The 25,189-nt window shown below is 39.6% G+C and carries 19 protein-coding genes and 4 pseudogenes; all 23 read right to left on the bottom strand.

The window, feature by feature from the left end:
• Window positions 1-2: 2 nt before the first annotated feature.
• Window positions 3-1,769, bottom strand: coding sequence for a P-loop NTPase fold protein (locus GM698_RS03430; RefSeq protein ID WP_176812203.1), 1,767 nt, complete (start codon window positions 1,767-1,769; stop codon window positions 3-5).
• A 208-nt stretch (window positions 1,770-1,977) separates the two neighbouring features.
• Complete coding sequence (locus GM698_RS03435; protein ID WP_176808834.1) at window positions 1,978-2,184, bottom strand: hypothetical protein; 207 nt, start codon at window positions 2,182-2,184, stop codon at window positions 1,978-1,980.
• Between the two features lie 328 nt (window positions 2,185-2,512).
• Window positions 2,513-2,752: a hypothetical protein gene (locus GM698_RS03440; protein ID WP_176808835.1), complete on the bottom strand. Its 240-nt coding sequence runs from the start codon at window positions 2,750-2,752 to the stop codon at window positions 2,513-2,515.
• Between the two features lie 203 nt (window positions 2,753-2,955).
• Entirely contained in the window at window positions 2,956-3,543 is a 588-nt protein-coding gene (locus GM698_RS03445; RefSeq protein ID WP_176808836.1) for a hypothetical protein, read from the bottom strand.
• A gap of 160 nt (window positions 3,544-3,703) precedes the next feature.
• A complete protein-coding gene (locus tag GM698_RS03450) occupies window positions 3,704-3,958 on the bottom strand; it encodes a hypothetical protein (RefSeq protein ID WP_209289659.1) in 255 nt (84 codons plus the stop codon).
• Window positions 3,951-7,583 (bottom strand): hemagglutinin repeat-containing protein, encoded by a 3,633-nt coding sequence (locus tag GM698_RS03455; RefSeq protein ID WP_245189284.1) that lies wholly within the window; start codon window positions 7,581-7,583, stop codon window positions 3,951-3,953. The genes GM698_RS03450 and GM698_RS03455 overlap by 8 nt, the downstream gene beginning before the upstream one ends.
• 269 nt (window positions 7,584-7,852) lie before the next feature.
• Window positions 7,853-8,284 (bottom strand): Imm42 family immunity protein, encoded by a 432-nt coding sequence (locus GM698_RS03460; RefSeq protein WP_176808838.1) that lies wholly within the window; start codon window positions 8,282-8,284, stop codon window positions 7,853-7,855.
• An 8-nt stretch (window positions 8,285-8,292) separates the two neighbouring features.
• Complete coding sequence (locus tag GM698_RS03465; protein ID WP_209289660.1) at window positions 8,293-11,448, bottom strand: hemagglutinin repeat-containing protein; 3,156 nt, start codon at window positions 11,446-11,448, stop codon at window positions 8,293-8,295.
• Window positions 11,449-11,606: 158 nt separating this feature from the next.
• A complete protein-coding gene (locus tag GM698_RS03470; RefSeq protein ID WP_371739919.1) occupies window positions 11,607-11,945 on the bottom strand; it encodes an ankyrin repeat domain-containing protein in 339 nt (112 codons plus the stop codon).
• 61 nt (window positions 11,946-12,006) lie between these two features.
• On the bottom strand, window positions 12,007-12,135 hold the full coding sequence (locus tag GM698_RS10660; RefSeq protein WP_256437774.1) for a hypothetical protein: 129 nt from the start codon (window positions 12,133-12,135) through the stop codon (window positions 12,007-12,009).
• 1 nt (window position 12,136) lies between these two features.
• Window positions 12,137-12,349 (bottom strand): annotated as a pseudogene (locus GM698_RS10770) (GH-E family nuclease); the annotation flags it as partial.
• A gap of 31 nt (window positions 12,350-12,380) precedes the next feature.
• On the bottom strand, window positions 12,381-12,905 hold the full coding sequence (locus GM698_RS03480; RefSeq protein WP_209289661.1) for an ankyrin repeat domain-containing protein: 525 nt from the start codon (window positions 12,903-12,905) through the stop codon (window positions 12,381-12,383).
• A pseudogene (locus GM698_RS10775) lies at window positions 12,906-13,097 on the bottom strand (GH-E family nuclease); the annotation flags it as partial.
• A 15-nt stretch (window positions 13,098-13,112) separates the two neighbouring features.
• Window positions 13,113-13,697 carry an ankyrin repeat domain-containing protein gene (locus GM698_RS03490; protein WP_209289662.1) on the bottom strand — a complete coding sequence of 195 codons (585 nt, stop codon included), beginning with the start codon at window positions 13,695-13,697 and terminating at the stop codon, window positions 13,113-13,115.
• 1 nt (window position 13,698) lies between these two features.
• Window positions 13,699-19,428: pseudogene (locus GM698_RS03495) on the bottom strand (hemagglutinin repeat-containing protein); the annotation flags it as partial.
• A 17-nt stretch (window positions 19,429-19,445) separates the two neighbouring features.
• Window positions 19,446-19,784 (bottom strand): DUF5376 family protein, encoded by a 339-nt coding sequence (locus tag GM698_RS10780; RefSeq protein WP_209289664.1) that lies wholly within the window; start codon window positions 19,782-19,784, stop codon window positions 19,446-19,448.
• Window positions 19,785-19,824: 40 nt separating this feature from the next.
• Window positions 19,825-20,151, bottom strand: a pseudogene (locus GM698_RS03505) (EndoU domain-containing protein); the annotation flags it as partial.
• Between the two features lie 304 nt (window positions 20,152-20,455).
• Window positions 20,456-20,809, bottom strand: coding sequence for a hypothetical protein (locus tag GM698_RS03510; protein WP_176812195.1), 354 nt, complete (start codon window positions 20,807-20,809; stop codon window positions 20,456-20,458).
• Between the two features lie 7 nt (window positions 20,810-20,816).
• Window positions 20,817-23,219, bottom strand: a complete 2,403-nt coding sequence (locus tag GM698_RS03515) for a hemagglutinin repeat-containing protein (RefSeq protein WP_245189286.1) — start codon at window positions 23,217-23,219, stop codon at window positions 20,817-20,819.
• Window positions 23,131-23,514, bottom strand: coding sequence for a hypothetical protein (locus GM698_RS03520; RefSeq protein WP_209289779.1), 384 nt, complete (start codon window positions 23,512-23,514; stop codon window positions 23,131-23,133). Before GM698_RS03520 ends, GM698_RS03515 begins: the two co-directional genes overlap by 89 nt.
• A 14-nt stretch (window positions 23,515-23,528) precedes the next feature.
• Window positions 23,529-23,723, bottom strand: a complete 195-nt coding sequence (locus GM698_RS03525; RefSeq protein WP_155807057.1) for a hypothetical protein — start codon at window positions 23,721-23,723, stop codon at window positions 23,529-23,531.
• A 72-nt stretch (window positions 23,724-23,795) separates the two neighbouring features.
• Window positions 23,796-24,152 (bottom strand): hypothetical protein, encoded by a 357-nt coding sequence (locus GM698_RS03530; RefSeq protein ID WP_209289667.1) that lies wholly within the window; start codon window positions 24,150-24,152, stop codon window positions 23,796-23,798.
• Between the two features lie 12 nt (window positions 24,153-24,164).
• The gene (locus tag GM698_RS10565) at window positions 24,165-25,175 is read right to left on the bottom strand and encodes a hypothetical protein (protein WP_245189287.1); all 1,011 of its coding nucleotides are present in this window, start codon (window positions 25,173-25,175) and stop codon (window positions 24,165-24,167) included.
• Window positions 25,176-25,189: the final 14 nt, after the last annotated feature.

Raw genomic sequence — 25,189 nt, forward strand, 5'->3', positions numbered from 1 at the left:
GATTACTCCTTATACCAAGTTTCGCTTGTTAATCTTGTTTTAAGCCACGGATAATTAATACCTTTCTTTTTTAATTCAACAATAAAACGATTTAAAATTTTTGCACCGTCTTCTGAATTTTCCGCTAGCAAACAAGCTCCCATAAAACCATTTGGGCTTTTATCCCAATTATCCACTTTTCTTAATTGTTCAATTAAAGTTTCCATAACAGAGATTTGTTCATCCATTGTTAATCCCTGAATAACATTTTGGGTGTTTTGTGAACCTGTTCTTGCTGTGGTTGTAAGTAAAATACTTAAAGCATCTTGTGCTTTTTGAGAAAGTTGGGCGGTATAAGTATTTAATGGTATGGTTTCTCTGGATAAATAAATCGCCGCTCGCAAATCAACATCGGATAATTTTGGCTCTAATTTTACCCATTCTTTGATAAATTCTTGAATAGATTTATTTTCAGAGAGTGTTGATAAATTTTGCTCATGGTTATTTTCCAGCTCTTTTAATAATTCAAGTTTACCCTCTTTTTCATTGATAAGCTGATAAAATTTTATTACTACATCAGAATCCACACATCGCTCAAAAATCACCAACTTGGTAATAACTGGTTCGTTTAGTGGAATTTGACGCTTGTCTGCGATTTTGGTGCGCATTTTAATGGTATTTAAAATGCGTTTTACAATTCGGGGATTACCGTGAATATTAGGGGAATTTGCCAATAAAGGGGATATTCTATTTGCTCGTTCAAAATCTGCCAATAGAGCTTGGTTATTTTGCTCTCCAATCATGTGGGTTACCTCTTCTGGCTTTAAAGATTGATTTTTCCAAGATTGTTGCAAATGAGCTTCTAAAAATCGGCGTAAGTTTTCTAATTTTTCGGTAGATAATTTTTGATGAATGGCGTATAGCATATACAAATATGCGCGAATTTCAAGAACACCAGCTTTAGGTACACGAATAGGAATTTGAATGAGTTTATCCAAATAATCAATTTGATGACGATATGACAAATCTTTATAATGTTCGGCAACAGAATGGCGAATCATTTCCTCATCAGCGGCTATGATAAAAGCAGTACGATTTAAGAATAAAAATAAACGAATCGCCTCCAATGTTTGAATAGCATTAGCAGGCAGGCAACGGTCAAGATTATCAATCACAATAACTAGCTTTTTGCCTAAATCCTGTAATATTTCGCCATATTCTTTTCTAAATGCATCAATTTGCTGTGGTGGTGTTTGTTTTTCTTTGGATTTAATCAGATTTCTGCCTGAATCAACAATTTCTTTTCCTACCTCCACAACTTGTTTGCTTTCTGCTTCATCCTGAATACCATCCAATGAATTTTGGGCTGTTTCAAATGTTCTGGAAATTAAACCAAAAGTTGGTATTCCTGCTACTAAAGCAGCCCCGTCAGCCATTAAACCAAACAAACGCAATCCATCAATTCTTGCAAATAAATTTTTAGATTTTTTCCAAATGGTTTCGTCATCTTTGGCAGCCTGAATCAAATGACTAGCAATCACTTCTAAAAGTGCTGCCCTGGCATCGTCGAATCCTTGATAAAGCCAAGCATCAAATTTAATCACAATCCACTCATCGGGCTTGATTTGTTGCTCAATTAAATTTAACAAAGAGGACTTACCTGCTCCCCAGTTACCAAAAATACCTATTGAAACTGGTAACATAGCCTCAGTTTCCAATATTTCAGTAACAATTTGGGATACCTCACCAAAATTAAGATAGTCTTCTTTAGACTCAGTATCTGACCACATTAAATCACCCTGATTTATAAAAATATAGACCTTTATAATACTAACACATTTTTGAAGCTCCCGATAACCTGAGTATCTCCCCGATGGCGCGAGTGTCCCACTCGTGCCAAAACAAGCGGTTGATTTACCGCTAAAATTTGCAAAATATTCAATATAATTAATCGCTTGTAAGTAGCACCAGTTAGTGCGAATACAATTAAACTATAAATTATTCATCTTCCTGATCTGTAGTATCAGGAAATCTATCAAACACTTTCAAAATAACACCGCCAAGAAAACCATAACCAATCCCTTCTAAAGCAAAATCTAAGATAGAGTCAATATTTATAGATAAATTCATAGCTAATTCTATTGCTAAATTAGCTGAAAAAACTGATATATAAACGAGAAAACATAAATAAATAAATCTTTTCATTTTACTTCCTTGTTTCTTTTGAACGTTCAATTACTTCGTCTTCTGAAAATTTAGATGATATCGTAGACAAAATTTGTTTATTTATAGAATTTAGCTTGTTATTAGATAACATATCAGTAATTAGCCCGACTACTTCATTTTATTTACTCTCCATAGTCTTGTTCATAGAACCCTCTACTTCATTCAGTACTTTTGGTATTTTCTCACTAAAAATAGCATTTGTTGTAGGTTTAATAAAATTATGAATATAAGGGTTGCTAGCGTGAACGCTATTGCCATCTAAGTTACAGAACATATTTTTAATACCTATTCTGACTTCTATATAATATCAATCTACAGCCTTTTCTTTGAGAACAAGAACATATAATAATGAAGTAAGGAAAATCAATGCCATAATTTTTACTGAAAAAACAAAAGTCTCCTGGTAGTTAATTGTCAACTTAAAATCTATATTTTTTATCTTTAAAAAAGATAAAAACAATATAAAATCAAAAAATACACTCAATGCAAATGTCATAAAAAAACCTAATACAGATGGGATTAAAATAGTAAAAAAGCTTTTCATCATTTTTCCTCCTCGCTACTTTTATTAAGGCTATCAAAAGTATTTGATATTTTTTGATTTGACCATTCTCCCCAAGCAGCATTAATGGTAGGTCTAATAAGATTATTCCCATAGCTACCTAATTTAGATTAAGTAGCACTAGCTATAGATGCTAGTGCTATCGAAGACTAAAATTTAGCTAAGAATAAAATAAATTGCATATATTATTAATTTTCAATATGAACTATAAAATTTTTATTTTTTGAACAAAATTCTAGAAACTCAATACATAAACTCCTATCCTCAGATAAAGAGATTACTCCAAATCCAAGATCTTCATGTGGATATATCGCAATATTTAATTTAGGTGAAATGAAAAAACAGATATTCCCTAGCACTGCATTGCAACCCATAACTAGCTTTGCCAAACAAGGAAAAAGTTTTTTATCCAAAGATATAGTCAAACAATCTGCTGGTAACGGAATATCCCCATATAAATAATCCTCAAACACCTCTGTGGATTCTTGTATAAGATTATATTTTTTAGCTCTCCTCAATAGATTGAAATAATACTCCCCCTCATTTTTAAAATCATATTCTTTAGAATATTTTAATGAACTTACAGCAATAAATTCATTTAAACCATCTTTAAAAAAATCATAGGCAAGATTTAAGGCTTCTTTTATTAAAGTTAAATTATGAGCATTTTGGGACTCAAAATACCCAACCCATAGACTACTCGAACTAAAACCTGAAAAATTAAATCTATCTAATGAAACACTCTTATTTATCATCTTTTTTAATGATTTTTCCATCTGAATCTCCTATAGTAATTTTCTTAGAGGCTGTTGGTTCTTTTCCGTTTAAACCAACTTTCCACTCACCAGCTTTATCTGAATGTCTCGTGTTACTTTTCGACCAAATTTCTCCAGTGTGTTTATTTACATAAACAGCATTACCTTTGCTATCTCTTTTTCATTCAAAATCTTCAGCATGGGTTGTAGGAGTGCGAACAATATCTCCTATTGAAGAAGAATTTACTTTTTGTTTTGGTTTAGATAAATATTCAATAGGTTTTGCCAATGTTGTTTTCTTTGCAAAAGAAGCAATTTGGGGTGAAATCTTTATCCCTTTATTTTCTCTATCTTCAACAAAGTTATTTACTAAAAAAACAATCGCTTTTTCTAATGGGGTTCTTGCTCCATTAATAAAATCTATTTCTTTATGCATTTTCTGAAATAACAAATTCGATAAATCTCTCTTGGGTAGCGTTTGATAATGTCGATAACTGAGAATTAAAGAAACCAACTAATTCCAATGCCCTTTGATTAGCTTCCTCATTATTTTTCTCCACTCCATATCGACACCATGCAGATTGGCAATTTTCTTGAATATCTTGTAGTTGCTTATCACTTAGTTCTTTATACTTACGGAAAACTTCTTCAAGAGAACTCCCTTCTTTTTCAGCTTTCTCTAAATCTTTGAAAAGATCTGACACTTGAGAATCTAAAAAAGCATTATTCTCCACCGCATTCCTCCCAACCTCTTGCCCAGTTTTCACTGCCTGAGTTGTAGATAACGAGCTGCCTGAACCTGAAGCTAAACCACCAGCTAGCCCAGCCGCTACTTGACTTAGCTCCGACACCGTCCGTTTTTCCTCTTCAGTCAGGTTCTCAGGCTCTTTGCCGAAGAGGTTTTTAGCGATGATGTTTGCACCCACTTCGCCCGTTACCGCTGCTGCCGCACCAGCTCCAGCTTTGCCGCCTTGCGTGTAAGCCTCCACCGCTCCCCAAATGGCGTGAGCTATCAGGTTCGCTTCTGTATTCCCCTCTGTTGCTTGTTTGATTCCTGTATTGATATAAGGCGAAACTGCCCCTGCGATTACCCCTGCCGTTGGGCTTCCACCTAAAGCTAACCCTACCGCATTAGTTACAGCATCAACTCCTTGTCGGTAAGCTCCACCTGTTTCCCATTTCTCCGCTTCTTGTTCTAGCTCTCTCGCTTTGGTTGTATTGCCTGCGGCTTTCGCCTGTTCAGCCTCTGCTCGTTTGCTTTCAGCGTGAGTGGCAACTTTTTCATTGATGGTTGCCATGGTAATGGCTTGAAAATCAGTTATTGCTTTCACCTGATAATCCAGCTCTTTTTGTAACTTATCTTTGTCAAACCGATTTTCTAATTTACCTGAACGGCTTTCTGCTGTTTCAGTCGTGATGTCGGTTTTGATGTCTTCTTTGATTTGCTCAATATTTTTACCTGTTTTCTCTAATTGTCCTTGTTCATCTCGAATAATCAGGTTTTGGGTGTTAATGCCTGAATACGTTGTGCCTGCTTGGCTGTCTTGGTCTTTGCCATAACCAATCGCATTACTTAGGCTGTGGGTTGGGTTGCCCTCTTTATCCACTTTCTGACCGTTCCAACCGCCTTTATAATCGCCTGCTGCACTTACGCCTACCGCACTGCCTTTATAGTCTGCGTGGTTTTCGATATGGCTATAACTCAATGTGCCTGTACTAAATTGGTTTCTTCCTTCATTTTCAGCTTGTGCCGTTGAGGTTACCAGCCCACCTTTCAAGTCTGAGTGGTTGGCGATATGAATGTCATACCCCTCATCCCCTGCAAATATTCCTGCTTGCTGATTGACTGTTGCCATATCTGCATTCATTTTCGATTTGCTGTAACTCGCACTGCCCGAAGCACCATAGCCCACCGTGACTTGTCCGCTAGCACTTTCCTGCTTGCCTTCATACTTCATTGTGTCTTGCAGGCTTTGGATATTCAGCTTTTCCGCATTCACTTTGACCGATTTGCCTTTCACCTGTGAACCGATAATGTTGGCATCGCCTCCGCTTTCAATCGTGGTACGGCTATCTAGGCTGCCCACTTGGCTACCCACCCACGCTTGGCTTTCACCATTGCCGTAGCCTTTTGCCACATTGCCACCTGCCGTGACACCAAACGCAAAACCGCTTGAGCCGTAGCTGATTGCTACCCCGGCATTAAAACCGCTGGATTTGTTTTTACTTCGTTCAAGGTGATTTTCATCCACAGCTAAAATATTCACATCGCCTTCAGCTTTCAGATGTGTACCGCCTTTGCCTGAGACATCGCTACCTGCAATCGTTAAGGTTGAGTTTTTGCCGCCGCCTTCGGTTTTGATATTGACCTTACCGCCGGCGTTAATTTGGCTTTTCTCTGCCTTGTTCCCTTTGCTATGTTGGGTTTCGACACTTTTTTGCTCGCCATAGGTTATCGATACGCTCACATCTTGGCTGAGGGCTTGGGTAGGTGCTTCGCTTAATGCTTTAGCAAGATTGCCAACTTGTTCTGCCGCTCGCCACGCCTCAAAACCGGCATTCACCGCCCCTAATGCATTGATTCGGTCGTTTTTACTGCTACCCACCGATTTTGCAGAATTTACGGTTTTTTCGACCGCTTGTATCGCTTGCACCACAGGAATATTAACGGCAACCGTCACCCCTTTCTGCTCATAAGTCCGTTTGTAGTTACTTTCATAATCCGAACGTGCCGCCGTAATGTTGGCTGATTTGGCGGTAATATCTACATCACCGTCTCGGGAGGTCACGACGCTGCCGGTTTGTTGGTAATGCCCGTCTGTGCGGATTATTGTATCACCCGATAAGCTCCCCACTTGGCTACGCGCCGCACTTTGTTGGGTGTGGTCTTGTTCAATTTGTTCTTTCTTCTTGCCCACACTAACACCAATTCCACCTGTCCCCATTAAACCGCTTTTCGTTTTAATCCGTTCATCTTCCGCATAATGCGTCTTGGTGGCAGAGGTAATATTTACCCCTTCTTTACTATCAATCACTAGCTGCTTATCGGCAACCACCACAGAGCCGTGAATATCAACTTTGCCAGCTTCCGAGTAGAGTGTGACATGATTGCCGTCTATCTTACTGCCGATATTTTCCGTGGTATCGTGGTAGTGACGGCGGGTTTCCGTGGTTTTACTAAACCAACCTTTGGTACTGCCTTTCGAACTGCTGGCTAATTGTTCGGATTGCTCGCCTGATTCAATACGCACATCACCTTTTGAGCCAACAAAGGTTTCACCGCTTTCGCTGCTCACCGTGGCTTGGCGAAGCGTAGCATTTTCCATTCCGACTAGGCGAACACCGTCTTTACCTCTCAGGGTTGAGCCAATTTCACCTTGTTGGTCTAAACGATAGTAGTTATCCGCATTGCCGTTGTAGTGTTCTTTGTTGCTCACATTCAGCGTAGTAATACTCAACGCCTTGTCTGCTATCGCTTTTAAGCTGCCTTGGCTTTCAATATTAGCGGCTTTTATCGTAAGGTTATCGTCACTGTGTAAAGTTAAACGTCCACCTTCACCGGTGACTTTGACCGAAGCGAGTTGGTCTAACACCGTGCGGGCAAAGTTGCCGTCAGTACTTTGACTTGATGAGAGGGTAGAGCTGATTTCGAGATTTTTGCCTGCATAAAGGGATAAATCTTTCACCGCTTCAATCTTACCGCCTAAGTTGATGAGGTTTTGCTTAGCCGATAAATCCACCGTATCACCCAAAATCGTGCCTCGATTTTCCAGTTGATTGCTGTGTAAGCGAGTTAAATCTAAGCCGGTAATCACGCCACTGTTTTGTAGATTATCAACATTACCGATAATTTGATTGGCTGAAATCACTGCACCTCGGGAAGTAATGTCACTATTGCGGGCAACCAGATACACTTGTGGCACAAGGGCTGTTACTTTTCGCCCATCAGCCAGCGTGATTTCTTTATTCACTAACCACACCATATCTGTTGTCAATTCGGACATCTGTTTTGCGGTTAAACCAACCCCAACAGCAAGGTTAAATTGTTTAGCGTATTTCACTCCGTTATTCATTAAGGCTTTATATTGCTCTAAATCGTTGTTATAGCCTTGAATAAAACGGCGACCAGTCAGTTGGTTAATTTGTTCGTTAATTACCCCCCCGATGGCGCGAGTGTTTCACTCGTGCCAAAACAAGCGGTTGATTTACCGCCAGAATTTGCAAAATACTCAACATAATTAACCGCTTGTAATAGATAAGTATTGACACTCGTCAGAGATGAGCGCCATCGGGGGATAAGTCTCACTCTTACTCATCGAAAAAACTAATATTAAAAATATTTGCTTTCTCTCTTCCAATCTAATAAAGAACGTAATATTTTCATTATGTAATCTTTTTCATAATTAAAAATCGATACCTCACTATCTTTATCCAATAAGATATAATCATTACCATTGCTAAACAAAAAATAAACAAATATAGAATTATCCTCCATTTCAGGGCTAGAAATAGACAATAACTTTCTCTGTTCAGACGAAATGTTATCGATAACATTAATATTATCGGTTTGCACCATGGAACCTAAAATATCATCAGTAATATTTGCCAATGTAAATCTAAGTTCTGATGTATATAACTCATTAATAACTGGGGTACTTTCTATATATATATTGAAAACACCATTAATCCAAAAGTAATCATCATTCCATTCTGATACAATATCGCACTGTATTGCAAATTTATAAGGATCTCCAAAAAACATACTTACCTCTATTTAAACCTCAAATCTTTAGGTATTGGTAATGGGTTATCAGGATCTCCAGAGCTGCCCGACCAATGATATTCTCCATTTGTGCCAAAAAACCTATGAACATTCCCTTGTGAATCTTTTGCATACCTAATAATCTTATTAGCTTCCACTTTATATTCTATTGAGTTTTTAAATAACTCTAGTGACTCTCTTGGTTCTATACCTGCATTTTTTCTATTTCCTGGCATGCCTTTTGTATGCTTAGAATTAGATTTATATTTTACAGATACCCCATCTCCCAAATCTACATCAACAGGGTTGGGAACTGGTATAGGGGAAGATGTTCTAGAAGTATTTTTCTTCGCAAAATTACTGTGGATATTAGAGTTACTAAGATTATTCTCTTTGGTAAACAATCGAGAAGCATCCATTGCCAACTCAATACTTTTTTCTACCCCCGTCTGCTTCTCTTTTATCGCTTGAATCGTCTTTTGGTTTTCACTTTCAACCAACTGGTAGAATTTACTCTGTTCCTCAAAAGGTAATCCTTGAACCCAACTATTCAATGCGCCTGATAAATCATCGGCAAGACTTACTGCTTCTAATAAGGTTTGTGGCACAGTAACCCGACAAACCATCTCGCAATCAGCTAATAACTCCGCACGTTGTTTTTCACTTAACGCTTTGAAATACTTATGTACTTCTTCAACACTTTCACCCTTTTCAATTGCTTTTTTAAGAGCTTGCTGATAAGCATAAACATCACGATGAGATAAATAGTTATTCTCCACCGCCCGTTTTGCCGTCCCTGCCCCAAACACTGTATCCGCCGTTGTGCCGCCTGTGGCTTGTCCAGCCACCGCCCCCGCAAGTTGTCCTGCGACTTTGAGTAGGTTTTTCTCTTCCGCAGTAAGTTCGTTCGGTTGTTTGTTGAATACGGCTTCAGCCAGTAGCATTGCCGTGCCTTCGCCTGCCGCACCAGCTATCGCTCCTGCTGTGGCACTTGTTCCACTTGCTTTGGCTTCCAGTGCTGATAAAGCAGCGTGTGCCAGTAGGTTGGCAGTTTTGCTGTCTTTTGTCAGCTCGTGAATTTGGGCGTTGAGCTCCGGAGAAAGCGCTGCAACCGCAGCTTGTCCAGCACTGCCTCCGCCTAAAATCGTACCAAGCGTAGCAACCGCTGCATCCACTTTGCGTTTGTTTGAACCACCCTCACTCCAGCTTTCTTGTTGCGCTTTGGCTTCAAGGTAAGCGGTGCGTTTTTCATCAATTTTTGCAAGATTTTTCTCTTTTTCTGCCGCTTGTAACTCAGTTTCCGCCCGTTTTACCACTTCTGCCGCTTCTTGCGCTTTTTGGCTGGCGTAAACATTTGCTGCCCCCGCCATTTGCCCCACCGATTGGCTTACCGTTTGTTGCTCTTTCAATACCTGATTGATATCTTTCGGTTGTTCAACTGCTCGGTGGGCTTGGCTTAACGCCGTGTTAATCCCCAACGCTTTCGCTGTGGTTTGCGTTGGCGTGCTGTCTTTGTTCAGCGTGATTTTCCCTTCCGTCAGCGTCGCTTTGGTTGTGCTATTGTCATTACCTTGGCTGTTCATCGGCATTCCCGGGCTGCCGCTCACTCCATTTGATTGTGAATATCCGCCCGATAATGAACCACTTGTCGCTTGGTGTTGGCTGTAGTTCTGTATATCACTAAAGGTAATAACGTTAGTCGTCAGCTCGCTGTTATCAGGATTGGTTGAAGCGATTGCTCCTGCGTTTAATTCGACTTCATCGGCAGTAATGTGATAGCCGCCGTCTTTGGCAAACAAGCCGCTTTGCTCATTCACACCATTCGCATTCGATTTACCACCGGAAAGGTTGGCATTCCCGCTAAATTCCCAACTGCTACCAAAACCAAACTCCACTTTGGTGTTTAGCCCACCTTGAGTGCTTTTCGATTGATGGCTGTCTTGTAAGCTCTCAATATGCAGCTTACCGTCAATATCGGCGTGAATGCTATTCGCGTGGGCGGTTGCCCCTTTCATTGTCACATCACCACCACTATTTAGCCTGAAGGTCTCGCTGTCTATATGGCTGTTGTGGTATGTCATGCTTTCTGAGGTTTGCTTACCTTTTTGGAAACCCTCTTTGGCATAGAACGACCAGCCAGTTTTCGCCCCCACACTCAATGCCGTGCCGACTTCCGTACCGTAGCTTTGGTTCTTATGACGTTGATAGCCCGTACTTTCTCCAGCAAGTAGCTCAACACCTTCCTTGCCTGATAGCGCCACACTGCTGTTTGCCAGCCGTTTGCCTTGCTCGTCTTTTGAGGTGAAGTCCGTTTGGATGGCGCTTAATTTACCACTGCGGGCTTCAATATGGATATGCTGTGCATTCACTTGGTTGCCTAAGCTTTCAGACACTCGGTTTTCACCACTTTGGCGAGAGTGTGCTAAGCCTGTCCCCGTTTCTACTCGGAATAATACCGAGTTATCTTTGTGATTTAAGGCGTTATTTATGGCGTTGTTTAAAATATAACCCTGTGCCGCTAAACCCAGCACTTGTGCTGCCTTCACTCGGTCTGAGGCCTCTTTGTCTTTCAATGTGCTTTCCACCGACTGTACTAAGTCAATAATCGGTGAAATCACCCGCGTAAACTGACCAAATTTTAAATCACTGCTGTGATGATGGTTATTCGCCGTATTGTGTGCCGTGTCGAATGTCACTTTCTCCGCACTTAACTCTATGCGATTTTTTGCTAAAATTTGACCGCTTGTAGCGTGGAAATCTTTGCCTGCATAAATTTCAACATCATCTTTTAAGCTGGCTATCATACTGCCTTGATGCGAAACCGCATGACCATTTTGACTATTCAACTGACGGTTATAACCGGAAAAACGCTCTGTTTCTGAAATCACCGCTTCGCCAAAACCATGGCTTTTGCCTGCTTCATCTTGCCCTTGTGTGGTTTTAGCTGTCGTAATGTTCACATTATTCCCTGCGGATAATTTTACCTTACCATCGCTAACCAACTGCGTGCCGGCTAAAGTGATATCCCCTTTTTCCGCAACCACTGTCGTTGTACCACCAAAGGAAAGCACCCCCGCTTGCTCTTGAACTAGCTCTCCATCACCTTTTTCTTTGCCGGAGTAAACTCCCCCGATGGCGCGAGTGTCCCACTCGTGCCAAAACAAGCGGTTGATTTACCGCTAAAATTTGCAAAATCCTCAATATAATTAACCGCTTGTAATAGATAAGTATTGACACTCATCAGAGACGAGCGCCATCGGGGGGCGTCATTGGGGTTCCCAGTTGTATATGTATTGGAATTGCAAAAATCTATATATACAGACTAAGAATACTTCTCTAATAATTCAATAACTGCTTTAAATTCAGGTTTATTTCCATTATATTTTTTCATACCTTCTATCAATTCAAACTGACCATTGAAATAATGAACATTTCCTCCCTTTTTCAACATCAACTCGATTAGTTCCAATTCTTTTGGAACCACTCCAATCATAGATAATGGTATAACTTGATCGTTATTTTCAATATTGGGATCTGCCCCTGCATTTAATAATGCTATTGCTGCCTCAACATTCCTTGACCTCATTGCATAATGTAATGGAGTCATTCCATATTTATCCTGAGAATTAATATCCAATCCATTATCTATATAGAACCTCACAAGTTCCAAACTTGGGTTAAAATAGCACAAAATTCTATGTAAATAGTTCCACTTATCAAACTCAGTTATTTTCTTTATATCGGCAATTTTTTTCTATGAATACCTCATTTAAAAAACTAATATTATCATTAGAGTTAGCATCTACAATAAGCTCTTCAAGTTCTATTTCATTTAGTAACGATAATTCCATTCTATTTACCTCTATTCATAAAGTTCTGCATATCTTTCTTGATATCAAGAATATCGCCTTTACCCGGCATCTCATTCTTATGACTTCTATTTTCAGACATATTTTCCAGCCTAAAATTATCCGGTCTCGCATTGACATAATCATTAAATTGCTTTTGACTCCAATTTAATTCTTTTGCTGCTAAGGATAATCTTCTATACTTCCAACCATATATACATTAAAATCAAAAAATAGTTCTCTATTCATTAAGAATATTTCATCATTAATTCATATATTGGAATCAAATGAGGTTCTGATGATGTTGGTTTATAACTTTCTAATATGCTTTCATTTTTATTTACTAAAAAATGTACATTAGCCCCTTTCTTTAGCATTAGTTCTAAAATATCTAATCTATCAGGTAAATATCCTATCATCGACAAAGGTATGAGATTATCCTGATTTGGAATATTCGGATCTGCCCCCGCATTTAATAATGCTATTGCTGCCTCAACATTCCTTGACCTCATTGCATAATGTAATGGGGTCATTCCGTAGCAATCTTGGGCATTGACATCAAGCCCCTTACTAATTAAATGCTCAATCATTTTTCTAGAAGGTTCTTCAGATTCAAATCCTAATAACGATTTATGCAACCAACTCCATCCTTCTTTAGGTGAAATTTCCAAATAATTTCTTTCTCCTGTTCGGAATAGCTCTTCTAATAACTCAAAATCATCTGTAGCAATTGCTTCCAGAATATTAACTCCCAATGTAGTGTATTTATCCATTTACTTATTCCTTCTCTCAAATTTTTTCATATCACGAATAATAGGTTCAATATTATCCCTTCCGGGCATCTCATTCTTATGCCCTCTATTTTCAGACATATTTTCCAGCCTAAAATTCTCCGGTCTCGCATTGACATAATCATTAAATTGCTTTTGACTCCAATTTAATTCTTTTGCCGCTAGTGATAACCTTCTATGCTCCCTGAATTATTCTTTAGTCCCAGAATATTCTTCCATTTTTTCAAAAAATGCCTTATACATAGGATCATTACCCTTAAAAGCTTTTAGCCCATCTAATAAATAATCTTGCCCATTAAAATAATGAACATCACCACCATTTTTCAGCATTAATTCTAATAGGTCTAATCTATCCGGATAACGAATACACATCCTTAATGGGATTAGATTATCTTGATTTGGAATATTGGGATCTGCCCCTGCATTTAATAATGCAATTGCCGCTTCCACATTTTTTGACCTCATTGCATAATGTAATGGAGTCATTCCATAGCAATCTTGGGCATTTATTTCCACCCCATTTTTTATATAAAATTTAACCACAGAAAGCGGGGCTGGTGAATAATTATTTAGATTACACATATGTAACCAGTTCCATTTTTCTTTTGGTGTACTATCCGTAATAGTTAATTCACCTTGTACGAAAAATGTTTCTCGCAAAAGATTAAGATCACCTTCTGAATTCGCTGCAATAACTCTTAATTCAGGATCTTTATCATATAATTCTTGGTAGCGTTCTAGTGTCTGCTGATATTCTGCATTTTTGTCTCTCATCTTATTCTCCTATTTGTTTTTGTTGGAATTTTTTCATGTCATCTATTATTAATTTAATATCATGTTTTCCTGGCATCTCATTCTTATGACTTCTATTTTCAGACATATTTTCCAGCCTGAACATCTCTGGTCTAGCATTGACATAATCATTAAATTGCTTTTGACTCCAGTTTAATTCTTTTGCCGCTAGTGATAACCTTCTATGCTCCCAACCATAAGCATGACCTATATCTATAGGACCTTTGATTATATTTCCATCTAAATCTCGATAATTACCATTTGGCAATTTTTCATAATTAGCATAAATTTTCTGTAACGTTTCCGAGCGTAAATAAGCTCGGTTATACAAACCATCTACCGGGTTATCTGTCGATAAATAGCGCCCCGTTTCGGCATCAATTTGCTGAGACAAACGGTTAAAATGTGGATCTACCCCGGCTTGATGGTTCGGCGTTTCAAAGCGATTGAGATCTTTTTGGACCACTGTCAAGACTTTTCCATCTTTCGGATCGGTAAATTGATAAGCTTTATAGCCATCAATACTCGCTACTTGTTTCGCACCGTTTGGTAAAGCGTGCCAGCAATCATTATGCACCCATACCCCTTCATTATCGGCTTTTGCTCCTTTAATAAAGTAAGTGTGGTCTTTATCCACCGTCATATTATAGGCTTTGAGAGCTTCTGCTTTTTGCGTCACGTTCGACACAGTCTGCCACTCGTCGTTTGCTGATAACAAACGATAACCTTTTTGCAGATACTGAGCATCAACCCATTGGGCTTTTGCTATCTCTCCTTTGTAGTGATGTCCCTTTGAAGAGATTGGGGCGATACCTGATAACACTTGTGCAAAGAACGGGTGAATTTTATTTGACACAATAGTTTGGTATTGTCCTTTGCTGTTTGTGACTTCTACATACACCGTATAATCGTATGGATTATTGTAGTGAGCTTGAACTTTCTGATAGGTAGTTATACCGGTTATTTCATTTTTCGCCAGTACCTTATCGCCTACTTTAATGGATGAAATCGGTCGATAGCCTTTATCTGTTTTAACTTCCATATCGCCATGGAATGAACAAGTTGCAAATTTAGGTCTATCTATATTCAGTGCTTTTACATTTTTCGCAGCAGCCGTAATACCTTTATTGATAGCTGACGTACCCATTTTGGCAAGGCCTACACCACCGGCAGCGATACTGACAATATCAGATAATAAATGTCCTGTTTCTCGACCTGCATTAAATGAGCCTGAAGCCCCTGCTTTTTCATATTCAGATTGTAATTTTTCAATCCGTTCAACATAAGACTGTTTCGTAGCCTCCGTCAATTTATTAAAGGCATCGTCTTGTGTAATCATTACTTTGATAGCTTCAAGCGTTTCTATCGGACTGAGTGCCATCTTTATGCCATCTAATACGCCTTCCGCAATGGATTCCGGTACTCCTACAGCCAAACCACTGACAAAAGAAGTGTCTTGCCCTAAATTGACAGCCGTCCAATAGGCATTGATTTTAAACTCACAATAGCCGTTTCCATTGCACTCTTTCAGCTCTTTCGCTTGCTGTGCCTTTTGCCAATCTGAAAGGTAATTGCTTTCTACCGCATTTTCAGCCACCGTCATTCCAATACTCGCATTGGCTAAAGTCTCGGTACCATTACCTCCACTTACTGCGCCACTTGCAACACCCGCCAGTAATTTTGCTGAAGCCAATAGGTTAGCTTTTTCTTCTGTGGTTAAATCCGACGCAGCTTTGCCGTATACCGCCTGTGCTAATACTGTTGCACCAACTTCTCCAACACCGGCTGCTATTGCTCCTGCTTTGGCACTGCCGCCTGCAAGCTCAGCTTCTACCGCTCCCCATAAAATATGTAGCGGTATATTCAAGGCTTCTAGTGCTTTGTTATCCGTAATATGTTTAATCGCTTCGTTGATGTAAGGCGATGCTGCACCTGCCGCTATTGCTTCCGCCGGCTTGCCTGCCACCGCAAGGCTTAATGCTGCCGCAACTGCATTAGCTTGACGTTTTTTGTCCCCCCCTGTTTCCCAGCGAGCCGCTTCTCGTTCAAGCATTTGTGCCTCGTGATATTTCACTTGAGCTGTGACAATATCTCCTGCTTGCTCCGCTTCTTTAGCAGATTTCCGTGCTTTTTCTTCCGCTTGTTTTATCTCCTCACGCTGTTTATCTGCATAACTTATTACCGCACCGGAAACCTGTCCGGCAGATTGTGATAAGATTTGTTGCTCTTTCAACACCTGATTGATATCTTTCGGCTGTTCAACTGCTCGGTGGGCTTGGCTTAACGCCGTGTTAATCCCCAACGCTTTCGCTGTGGTTTGCGTTGGCGTGCTGTCTTTGTTCAGCGTGATTTTCCCTTCCGTCAGCGTCGCTTTGGTTGTGCTATTGTCATTACCTTGGCTGTTCATCGGCATTCCCGGGCTGCCGCTCACTCCATTTGATTGTGAATATCCGCCCGATAATGAACCACTTGTCGCTTGGTGTTGGCTGTAGTTCTGTATATCACTAAAGGTAATAACGTTAGTCGTCAGCTCGCTGTTATCAGGATTGGTTGAAGCGATTGCTCCTGCGTTTAATTCGACTTCATCGGCAGTAATGTGATAGCCGCCGTCTTTGGCAAACAAGCCGCTTTGCTCATTCACACCATTCGCATTCGATTTACCACCGGAAAGGTTGGCATTCCCGCTAAATTCCCAACTGCTACCAAAACCAAACTCCACTTTGGTGTTTAGCCCACCTTGAGTGCTTTTCGATTGATGGCTGTCTTGTAAGCTCTCAATATGCAGCTTACCGTCAATATCGGCGTGAATGCTATTCGCGTGGGCGGTTGCCCCTTTCATTGTCACATCACCACCACTATTTAGCCTGAAGGTCTCGCTGTCTATATGGCTGTTGTGGTATGTCATGCTTTCTGAGGTTTGCTTACCTTTTTGGAAACCCTCTTTGGCATAGAACGACCAGCCAGTTTTCGCCCCCACACTCAATGCCGTGCCGACTTCCGTACCGTAGCTTTGGTTCTTATGACGTTGATAGCCCGTACTTTCTCCAGCAAGTAGCTCAACACCTTCCTTGCCTGATAGCGCCACACTGCTGTTTGCCAGCCGTTTGCCTTGCTCGTCTTTTGAGGTGAAGTCCGTTTGGATGGCGCTTAATTTACCACTGCGGGCTTCAATATGGATATGCTGTGCATTCACTTGGTTGCCTAAGCTTTCAGACACTCGGTTTTCACCACTTTGGCGAGAGTGTGCTAAGCCTGTCCCCGTTTCTACTCGGAATAATACCGAGTTATCTTTGTGATTTAAGGCGTTATTTATGGCGTTGTTTAAAATATAACCCTGTGCCGCTAAACCCAGCACTTGTGCTGCCTTCACTCGGTCTGAGGCCTCTTTGTCTTTCAATGTGCTTTCCACCGACTGTACTAAGTCAATAATCGGTGAAATCACCCGCGTAAACTGACCAAATTTTAAATCACTGCTGTGATGATGGTTATTCGCCGTATTGTGTGCCGTGTCGAATGTCACTTTCTCCGCACTTAACTCTATGCGATTTTTTGCTAAAATTTGACCGCTTGTAGCGTGGAAATCTTTGCCTGCATAAATTTCAACATCATCTTTTAAGCTGGCTATCATACTGCCTTGATGCGAAACCGCATGACCATTTTGACTATTCAACTGACGGTTATAACCGGAAAAACGCTCTGTTTCTGAAATCACCGCTTCGCCAAAACCATGGCTTTTGCCTGCTTCATCTTGCCCTTGTGTGGTTTTAGCTGTCGTAATGTTCACATTATTCCCTGCGGATAATTTTATCTTACCATCGCTAACCAACTGCGTGCCGGCTAAAGTGATATCCCCTTTTTCCGCAATCACTGTCGTTGCACCACCAAAGGAAAGTCCACCCGCTTGCTCTTGAACTAGCTCTCCATCACCTTTTTCTTTGCCGGAGTAAACCCCAACAATGTCTGTCAGGCGGCGAGAAGAATCAATATCTACCCCTTTTTGTTTAAGTTTACCGCTTTGTGATTGTTCTGTGGTGGCTACATCAAAATGCACGTTCTCTTTTGCCCAAAATGTGCCATCGCCCTTCGCTGAAATATGCGCACCTTGACTTACGATACTGCCTTTATTCGCATGAATAGCAAGGTTACCGCCAGCATTCATTTCAACCACATTGGCTTTTTCTGTCTGGTTAAAACGCTCTTCTTGCTTTTTATTGGCGGTAAAATATGAGCCTACGCCATTGAGAAGTTGCTGTGAGGTTTTATCAATCGCCTCTCCAGCAGTCACAACCTTACCAACAATACCTTTGGCTGAGCCTTGGCTGGATTGCTCGCCATAGTAGTCTTTTAATTTTGCTACCGGATTGTAAACCACGCCTATTCCAAATCCGGCAGATTTAGAAGAGTGGCTTTCTTGGTTATCCTGTTTATCTATTTCTGCATTGAGATAAACATTCTGACCTTCAATAGCGATATCTTTTTTGGCATCAAATTGGGTTGCATTAGCAGTCACATCACCTTGTGTTGAAACCACAGTAATATTGCCATTCTCCGCATTTAATTGTGTACCAATATGGCTTATTTGGCGCTCTGTATTCGCATCTTTCTGTTTGTTTCTACCCACACCTATACGCGCAGTACCACTAGAGAGGCTTGCTGTTAAGCCTGCTTTTTTCAATTCTGTATAATTACGTTCACTATGCGTATTTTGTGCGGTATTTAATTCCACCCCATTTTTACCTTCAAGGTAAATATGATCACCCCCCTTAATTACTGAGCCTTCATCAGTTATCTTATTACCTGCATAAAGCGTCATATTTTGTCCCTGCAATGAATTAACAACCGCGGCATCAGTTTGGTGCTCATGCTCAGAAAGTCTACTGCTTTTAGAAAATAATCCTTTTGAGTTTGATTTAACCGATGTTGCTAATGACTCTTTTGCACGCCCTGATTCTAAAGTGATGTTACCTTTCTGAGAGATAACCGAAACATCTCCATCACCTCTTACATCAACTTGACGGAGCGTTACACCATCAACACCAAATAATTTCACTCCATCTTTGCCCGAAAGACGTGTACCGACCTCTGCTTCTTGAGCTAAACGGTAGTAGTTATCTGCGTTACCATTGTAATGCTCTCTGTTTTGAGTTTTTAAGGTAGTAATTTGTAAGCTCTTGTCTGCACTGGCGTTTAAGGCACCTTGGCTTTCAATATTAGCGGCTTTTATCGTAAGGTTATCGCCACTGTGTAAAGTTAAACGTCCACCTTCACCGGTGACTTTGACCGAAGCGAGTTGGTCTAACACCGTGCGGGCAAAATTGCCGTCTGCACTTTGACTTGATGAGAGGGTAGAGCTGATTTCAAGGTTTTTCCCTGCATAAAGGGATAAATCTTTCACCGCTTCAATCTTACCGCCTAAGTTGATGAGGTTTTGTTTAGCCGATAAATCCACCGTATCACCCAAAATCGTGCCTCGATTTTCCAGTTGATTACTGTGTAAGCGGGTTAAATCCCGTCCTACAATCACGCCACTATTTTGGAGATTATCAACATTACCGATAATTTGATTGGCTGAAATCACTGCGCCGCGAGAAGTAATGTCACTATTGCGGGCAACCAAATACACTTGTGGCACAAGGGCTGTTACTTTTCGCCCATCAGCCAGTGTGATTTCTTTATTGACCAACCACACCATATCTGTTGTCAATTCGGACATCTGTTTTGCGGTTAAGCCTATATATCTAAAAGCTCAGAATAAGATAAATCCGGTTGCTTAAGAAGAAAATTATGCCAATGTAAAATAGCATTTGTAAAATCAGAGCAAGGGATAGTTATAGAATACTCCTCATTATCAGGCTCAAAATTAGAATGCAAATATACTTCACTATCTACAATTTCTCCTCCCCAGCTTTCTGTGCTGATATCTATATCATTTTGTGGACAGTTATCTAATATTAGAACTAAATTTTTTAGAAAATTCGAAGAACAATCTAATAAATAATAAGATATAACCTTCTCATTTTTCTCTTGATTAACTGACTCACAAGTTGTGTGTGATAGTATTCCAAACACTATTATAAAAATAAAAAAATCTTAGTTTCACTTTTTCTCCTTATTGATTAGGTGATGGGTAAGCAGTAGTGTGTGGACTTATAAAGCCCTCAACCTTAACTCCAGAGGGAGTTATTCCATACCATTTGTTACCATTAACTACTTTGTTATTAAACGCCTGACTTACCTCAACTTTTATCCTATCGCTTGTCCACGTTTTAGGAAACATAGTAGATATTCCACCATTATTGGTTTTCTCAAAGTATTTACTACTAGAAGGATCTTTAACAGATACTTTAGCCTCATATACACCATTAGGATAAGTTTTAATTACTTCATCTACTTTCACATTACCAAGTGTACTATGACCACCAACAACTTTGGTTACTTTCTAATTCAACTCGTTTTGTAACTTGGTTTTATCAAAGTTGTTACACCCAAAAGCAAAAACTAGATTTACCGCTAAAATTTGCAAAATATTCAGCATAATTAACCGCTTGTAACTTATATTAAATAGCACTAGTGTGGACGATAGCACTATCAGGGTTAGTAAAACGTAACCCAACAAGTATTTATTCATTACGTTGGGTTTTCGCAGGCTCAACCCAACCTACGAGCTAGTTGTGAGCGTGCCGGCATAGTACTAGCATGGACGCTAGTGCTATCGGGAGAAATTTTTCTATTGTCATAGATTATGATTGATATATATTAAATCTTAATATATGTACCTCTACCATTTTTTTATCTAAAAAGCCATAATCATATAGCTCTTCTAGCTCAATAAAGAATAATGAATCAACTCCTCCTTTATCAATATCTAAAATTCCTGTTATTTTATATTGATAACCCGATATATGTTCTATTGTTCTATTTACACTACTTGATAAGTAAATTTCAAAATCACAAAAAGGAGTTATCTCAACAAAAATAATATCTCCTTCCTTAGCTTTTAATCCTTTACTGGAAAAACAAATGATCTCTACATTGTTCACTTCAATAATAACATCGTAATCATTATTTTCTTTAATAATCACTTCGTAATTCATAATAATCTCACTTTACAGGATTAATCAACTTAAGATTTTTATCATTATTTATCATTTTCCAAAAGTCTTTTCCACTTTCGATATGATATGTGGTAATTTCATTTTTATTGTTTGTCCCAACAAATGCGAACTTGGAGTCTCCTTTTTTAGTATTGCCTATATATAATACATAGCCATATCTATTTTCTCCTTTATATTCATAAGATACTTTATAACCATTTTTAATTACCGTCTTTGCTCCTTCTAAATACTCCTCAGGAGAAGAATATAACTTTCCAAATTCTGCATGATGTTTATTAAAATGATCATTTAATTTCTTGCTGTCAGCAAAATTATTAGGTAAATATCCTATATTTGATTTTTTTAACCTTATAAGCTTATTAGCGATCTCACCAGTTAAAATCACAGTTGGAGCTTGTATTGCTTTCCCTTGAGATTGTAAATATCCCATCAATTCACCAGCCTCTGCCGGATTAGTCTCTAATGCTGAATTGATACGGGCATTTAACTCTTCAAGAGAAATCACTACTTTCTGAACAGTTTCCTTTAGATTACTCAAGGCATCGGCAATCGTTACCATTGTTTCGTCAAAGTGTTGAATTGCCTCTATTGTGCCTTTCACTCCTTCAACTAAGGCTTTTGCTTCACCTCGTTTCGTCCCATCATAATAGGCTTCTGCTTTTTCTTCATCGCCCTTAAACATTGCCTTTGCTATAGATTCAATACTTTGTTTTCTATCATCTGAAGGATGAATATCACCAAAAGTATTATTCTCGACCGCATTTTTCCCAATCCCTTGCCCGGTTTTCACTGCTTGGGCTGTAGATAATGAACTTCCTCCACTTGACGATAATCCACCAGCCAATCCTGCTGCAACTTGGCTTAGTTCCGATACTGTCCGTTTTTCTGCTTCCGTTAGATTTTCAGGAGATTTACCAAACACCTGTTCTGAAATCAGTTTCGCCCCCACTTCGCCCGTCACCGCTGCCGCAGCACCTGTACCGGCTTTACCGCCTTGCGTGTAAGCTTCCACCGCTCCCCATATTGCGTGAGCTATCAAGTTCGCTTGTTCATTGCCCTCTGTTGCCTGTTTGATTTGTGTGTTGATGTACGGAGATGCTGCCCCTGCGATTACCCCTGCTGTTGGGCTGCCGCCTAAGGCTAAGCCGATTGCATTCGTTATCGCATCGACTCCTTGTCGGTAAGCTCCACCGGTTTCCCATTTCTCCGCTTCGTTTTCCAGTATTTTGGCTTTGGCAAGATTGCCTGCGGCTTTGGCTTTTTCTGCCTCTGCTCGTTTGCTTTCTGCGTGATTTGCCACTTTTTCATTAATAGTGGAAACCGTTGTGGTTTGAAAATCACTTAGGGCTTTTACTTGATAATCCAGCTCTTTTTGGAGTTTGGTTTTATCAAAGTTATTCTCGAGCTTGCCCGAGCGGCTTTCGGCTGTGTCAGTTGTGATGTCAGTTTTAACTTCTTGCTTGATTTGAGTAGTCGTTTTACCTGTTTTCTCTAGTTGAGCTTGCTCGTCTCGAATAATCAGGTTTTGGGTGTTAATGCCTGAATACGTTGTACCTGCTTGGCTGTCTTGGTCTTTGCCATAACCAATCGTATTACTTAGGCTGTGGGTTGGGTTGCCTTCTTTATCTACTTTCTGACCGTTCCAACCGCCTTTATAATCGCCTGCTGCACTTACGCCTACCGCACTGCCTTTATAGTCTGCGTGGTTTTCGATATGGCTATAGCTCAATGTGCCTGTGCTAAATTGGTTTCTTCCCTCATTTTCAGCCTGTGCCGTTGAGGTTACTAACCCAGCTTTTAAATCCGAGTGGTTGGCAATATCAATGTCATAACCCTCATCCCCCGCAAATATGCCTGCCTGTTGATTGACTGTTGCCGTATCTGCATTCATTTTCGATTTGCTGTAACTTGCACTGCCTGAAACACCGGTGCCGACTGTGATTTGACCTTGTATGCTCTCTTGTTTGCCCTTATAGCTCATTGTGTCTTGCTGGCTTTGAACATTCAGGTCTTTTGCTTTCACCTCAACCCGTTTGCCTTGCACCTGTGAGCCGATAATGTTCGCTGTATTGCCGCTCTCAATTTCGGTTTTGCTTGATTGACTGCCCACTTGGCTGCCTACCCACGCTTGGCTTTCGCCATTGCCATAGCCTTTTGAGGTGTTGCCACCTGCCGTTACCCCTAATATTGGACTACCCGCTCCACCAAACTGAACAGCAACACCTGCATTAAAGCCACTCGATTTGTTTTTACTTCGTTCAAGGTGATTTTCATCCACGGCTAAAATATTCACATCGCCTTCAGCTTTCAGATGTGTACCGCCTTTGCCCCCAAGGTTTGACGTTCGGCTTACTATACTTGGCTCGCCATTTAATACATTCTGGCTCATTCCATACATCTTTTTCCTCACACACCGGACCTTGTTCTAGATACCATCCTTTTTTTTCCATACACAAATTAACTTTAAGCTTATCGCTTTCGCCTAATACAGGATCCATACCACAAGATCTCATGTCATTCTCACGATGAGTTAATAATTCAAAAAAGCTACCTTCTTGTGAAGGCGGATATAATTTTATTGAGTCATGAAGACGCCATTTGTAATATGGCTGAGGTGGTTTAAATCCACCGAATGAGCATCCAATCAAAAAGAAAACACTAACAATAATACTAAATATTTTCATCACTATTTATCCTTTTATTTACCGTTTTGATTTCTATTTAAATCATAAATAGTTTGTTCTTTATTCATCATTAAATCTCCTTTTTGTCGGTATCCATCTTTGATACATTGTACCTGACCTAAACCATAGCAATTATGCATAGATGAGTTATCTCCGAACATATCAATCATTCGTTGTATTACTCCTCTATTTTCATGGTTATCATTCATTGTGGATGGATTTCCGCCCAATATAATAGGTAAGTTACCGACAGGGTCTTAATGGGCTACTATCTAGAATGATTACCCCCATGGTTTCGCATTCGGTTTACTATACTTGGCTCGCCATTTAATACATTCTGGCTCATTCCATACATCTTTTTCCTCACACACCGGACCTTGTTCTAGATACCATCCTTTTTTTTCCATACACAAATTAACTTTAAGCTTATCGCTTTCGCCTAATACAGGATCCATACCACAAGCTCGCATATCATGTTCTCTTTGATCCAAGAAATCAAATTTACCCAACCACTCTCCTGTCTTTGAATAAAATTGCTTTCCTGCTCCCCAACTATAATATGGTTTAGGTGGTTTAAAACCTCCAAATGAACAACCAATTAAAAGGAAAATACTAAAAATAACCGTGAGTGCTTTCATCGTATTTCTCCTTTATTTATTGTTTGAATTTCTATTCAAATCATAAATTGTTTGTTCTTTATTCATCATTAAATCTCCTTTTTGTCGGTATCCATCTTTGATACATTGTACCTGACCTAAACCATAGCAATTATGCATAGATGAGTTATCTCCGAACATATTAATCATTCGTTGTATTACTCCTCTATTTTCGTGATTATCATTCATTGTGGATGGATTCCCTCCCAAAACAATCGGTAAACTACCAACAGGATCTAACTTATGATTTTCAATACGAATAGAACTCGCTTTATTCGCCTCATTTCTTGAAGACCCTGTTTGTAATTGGCTTAGTGTATTATCCGAATTGGTTACATTCGCTGCCGGACCAACCATTTTAACTTTTGTATCAGATAGTATTTTAGCCTCACGATTTTCTTTGGTATTTAATGCACTTAATGCATTAGCAACGGTTAAAGTACCACGGCTATGTGAGCCAATAAACAGATTATCTTTACCATACTTCGTCATAATATACTTGGCTTGTAAACTGGAATTATCCATTCCTAACAAGTTACCAAAAGAACCTTCAAACATTTTTTCATAACCTGCGACCAATAATTCAGAAATCGGATTTTTAGCTTCTGGGTGATGAACAAAATAGACATCTTTATAAATACGACTATCTATTTTCCCTGTTTCACTTTCTTTAGCCACATAGTTTTGCCAAGCAAATTTAGCAGCCGCATTTTCATCATTAAAAATACCGTTGAATGCCACAACATACCTTGTTTCCGATTTACCTGTCAGCGGATCGGTATAAGTTACTTTTTGTAGGTTATTTCGCTCCTGATCAGAAATTTCGCGTAACTGATAAATATTACGACCTTTATCTAATTGCTCATATTTATAATTTTCCAATTCTTGGTTATATTCAGATTGTATAATTTCCCCCTTATTAAGTTTTTCCTGTACTGCTTGACGAGAACTTTGAGTTATTGTATTGATATTCTGAAAATTTAACAAGTTACCTCCTTTGTCCAAAATACATAATCATA

This window comes from Mannheimia sp. ZY171111, from assembly GCF_017750945.1.
GTDB lineage: Bacteria > Pseudomonadota > Gammaproteobacteria > Enterobacterales > Pasteurellaceae > Mannheimia > Mannheimia pernigra.

Bases quoted from the DNA above. Each gene is read 5' to 3' on its own strand.
- GM698_RS03450 (WP_209289659.1), bottom strand. From the start codon at position 3,958: ATGCATAAAGAAATAGATTTTATTAATGGAGCAAGAACCCCATTAGAA.
- GM698_RS03440 (WP_176808835.1), bottom strand. From the start codon at position 2,752: ATGATGAAAAGCTTTTTTACTATTTTAATCCCATCTGTATTAGGTTTT.
- GM698_RS03460 (WP_176808838.1), bottom strand. From the start codon at position 8,284: ATGTTTTTTGGAGATCCTTATAAATTTGCAATACAGTGCGATATTGTA.
- GM698_RS03510 (WP_176812195.1), bottom strand. From the start codon at position 20,809: ATGAATTACGAAGTGATTATTAAAGAAAATAATGATTACGATGTTATT.
- GM698_RS03530 (WP_209289667.1), bottom strand. From the start codon at position 24,152: ATGAAAGCACTCACGGTTATTTTTAGTATTTTCCTTTTAATTGGTTGT.
- GM698_RS03480 (WP_209289661.1), bottom strand. From the start codon at position 12,905: ATGGATAAATACACTACATTGGGAGTTAATATTCTGGAAGCAATTGCT.
- GM698_RS03430 (WP_176812203.1), bottom strand. From the start codon at position 1,769: ATGTGGTCAGATACTGAGTCTAAAGAAGACTATCTTAATTTTGGTGAG.
- GM698_RS03520 (WP_209289779.1), bottom strand. From the start codon at position 23,514: ATGAAAATATTTAGTATTATTGTTAGTGTTTTCTTTTTGATTGGATGC.
- GM698_RS03445 (WP_176808836.1), bottom strand. From the start codon at position 3,543: ATGGAAAAATCATTAAAAAAGATGATAAATAAGAGTGTTTCATTAGAT.
- GM698_RS03490 (WP_209289662.1), bottom strand. From the start codon at position 13,697: ATGAGAGACAAAAATGCAGAATATCAGCAGACACTAGAACGCTACCAA.
- GM698_RS03515 (WP_245189286.1), bottom strand. From the start codon at position 23,219: ATGAGCCAGAATGTATTAAATGGCGAGCCAAGTATAGTAAGCCGAACG.
- GM698_RS03525 (WP_155807057.1), bottom strand. From the start codon at position 23,723: ATGAATGATAACCATGAAAATAGAGGAGTAATACAACGAATGATTGAT.
- GM698_RS10660 (WP_256437774.1), bottom strand. From the start codon at position 12,135: ATGGAATTATCGTTACTAAATGAAATAGAACTTGAAGAGCTTATTGTA.
- GM698_RS03435 (WP_176808834.1), bottom strand. From the start codon at position 2,184: ATGAAAAGATTTATTTATTTATGTTTTCTCGTTTATATATCAGTTTTT.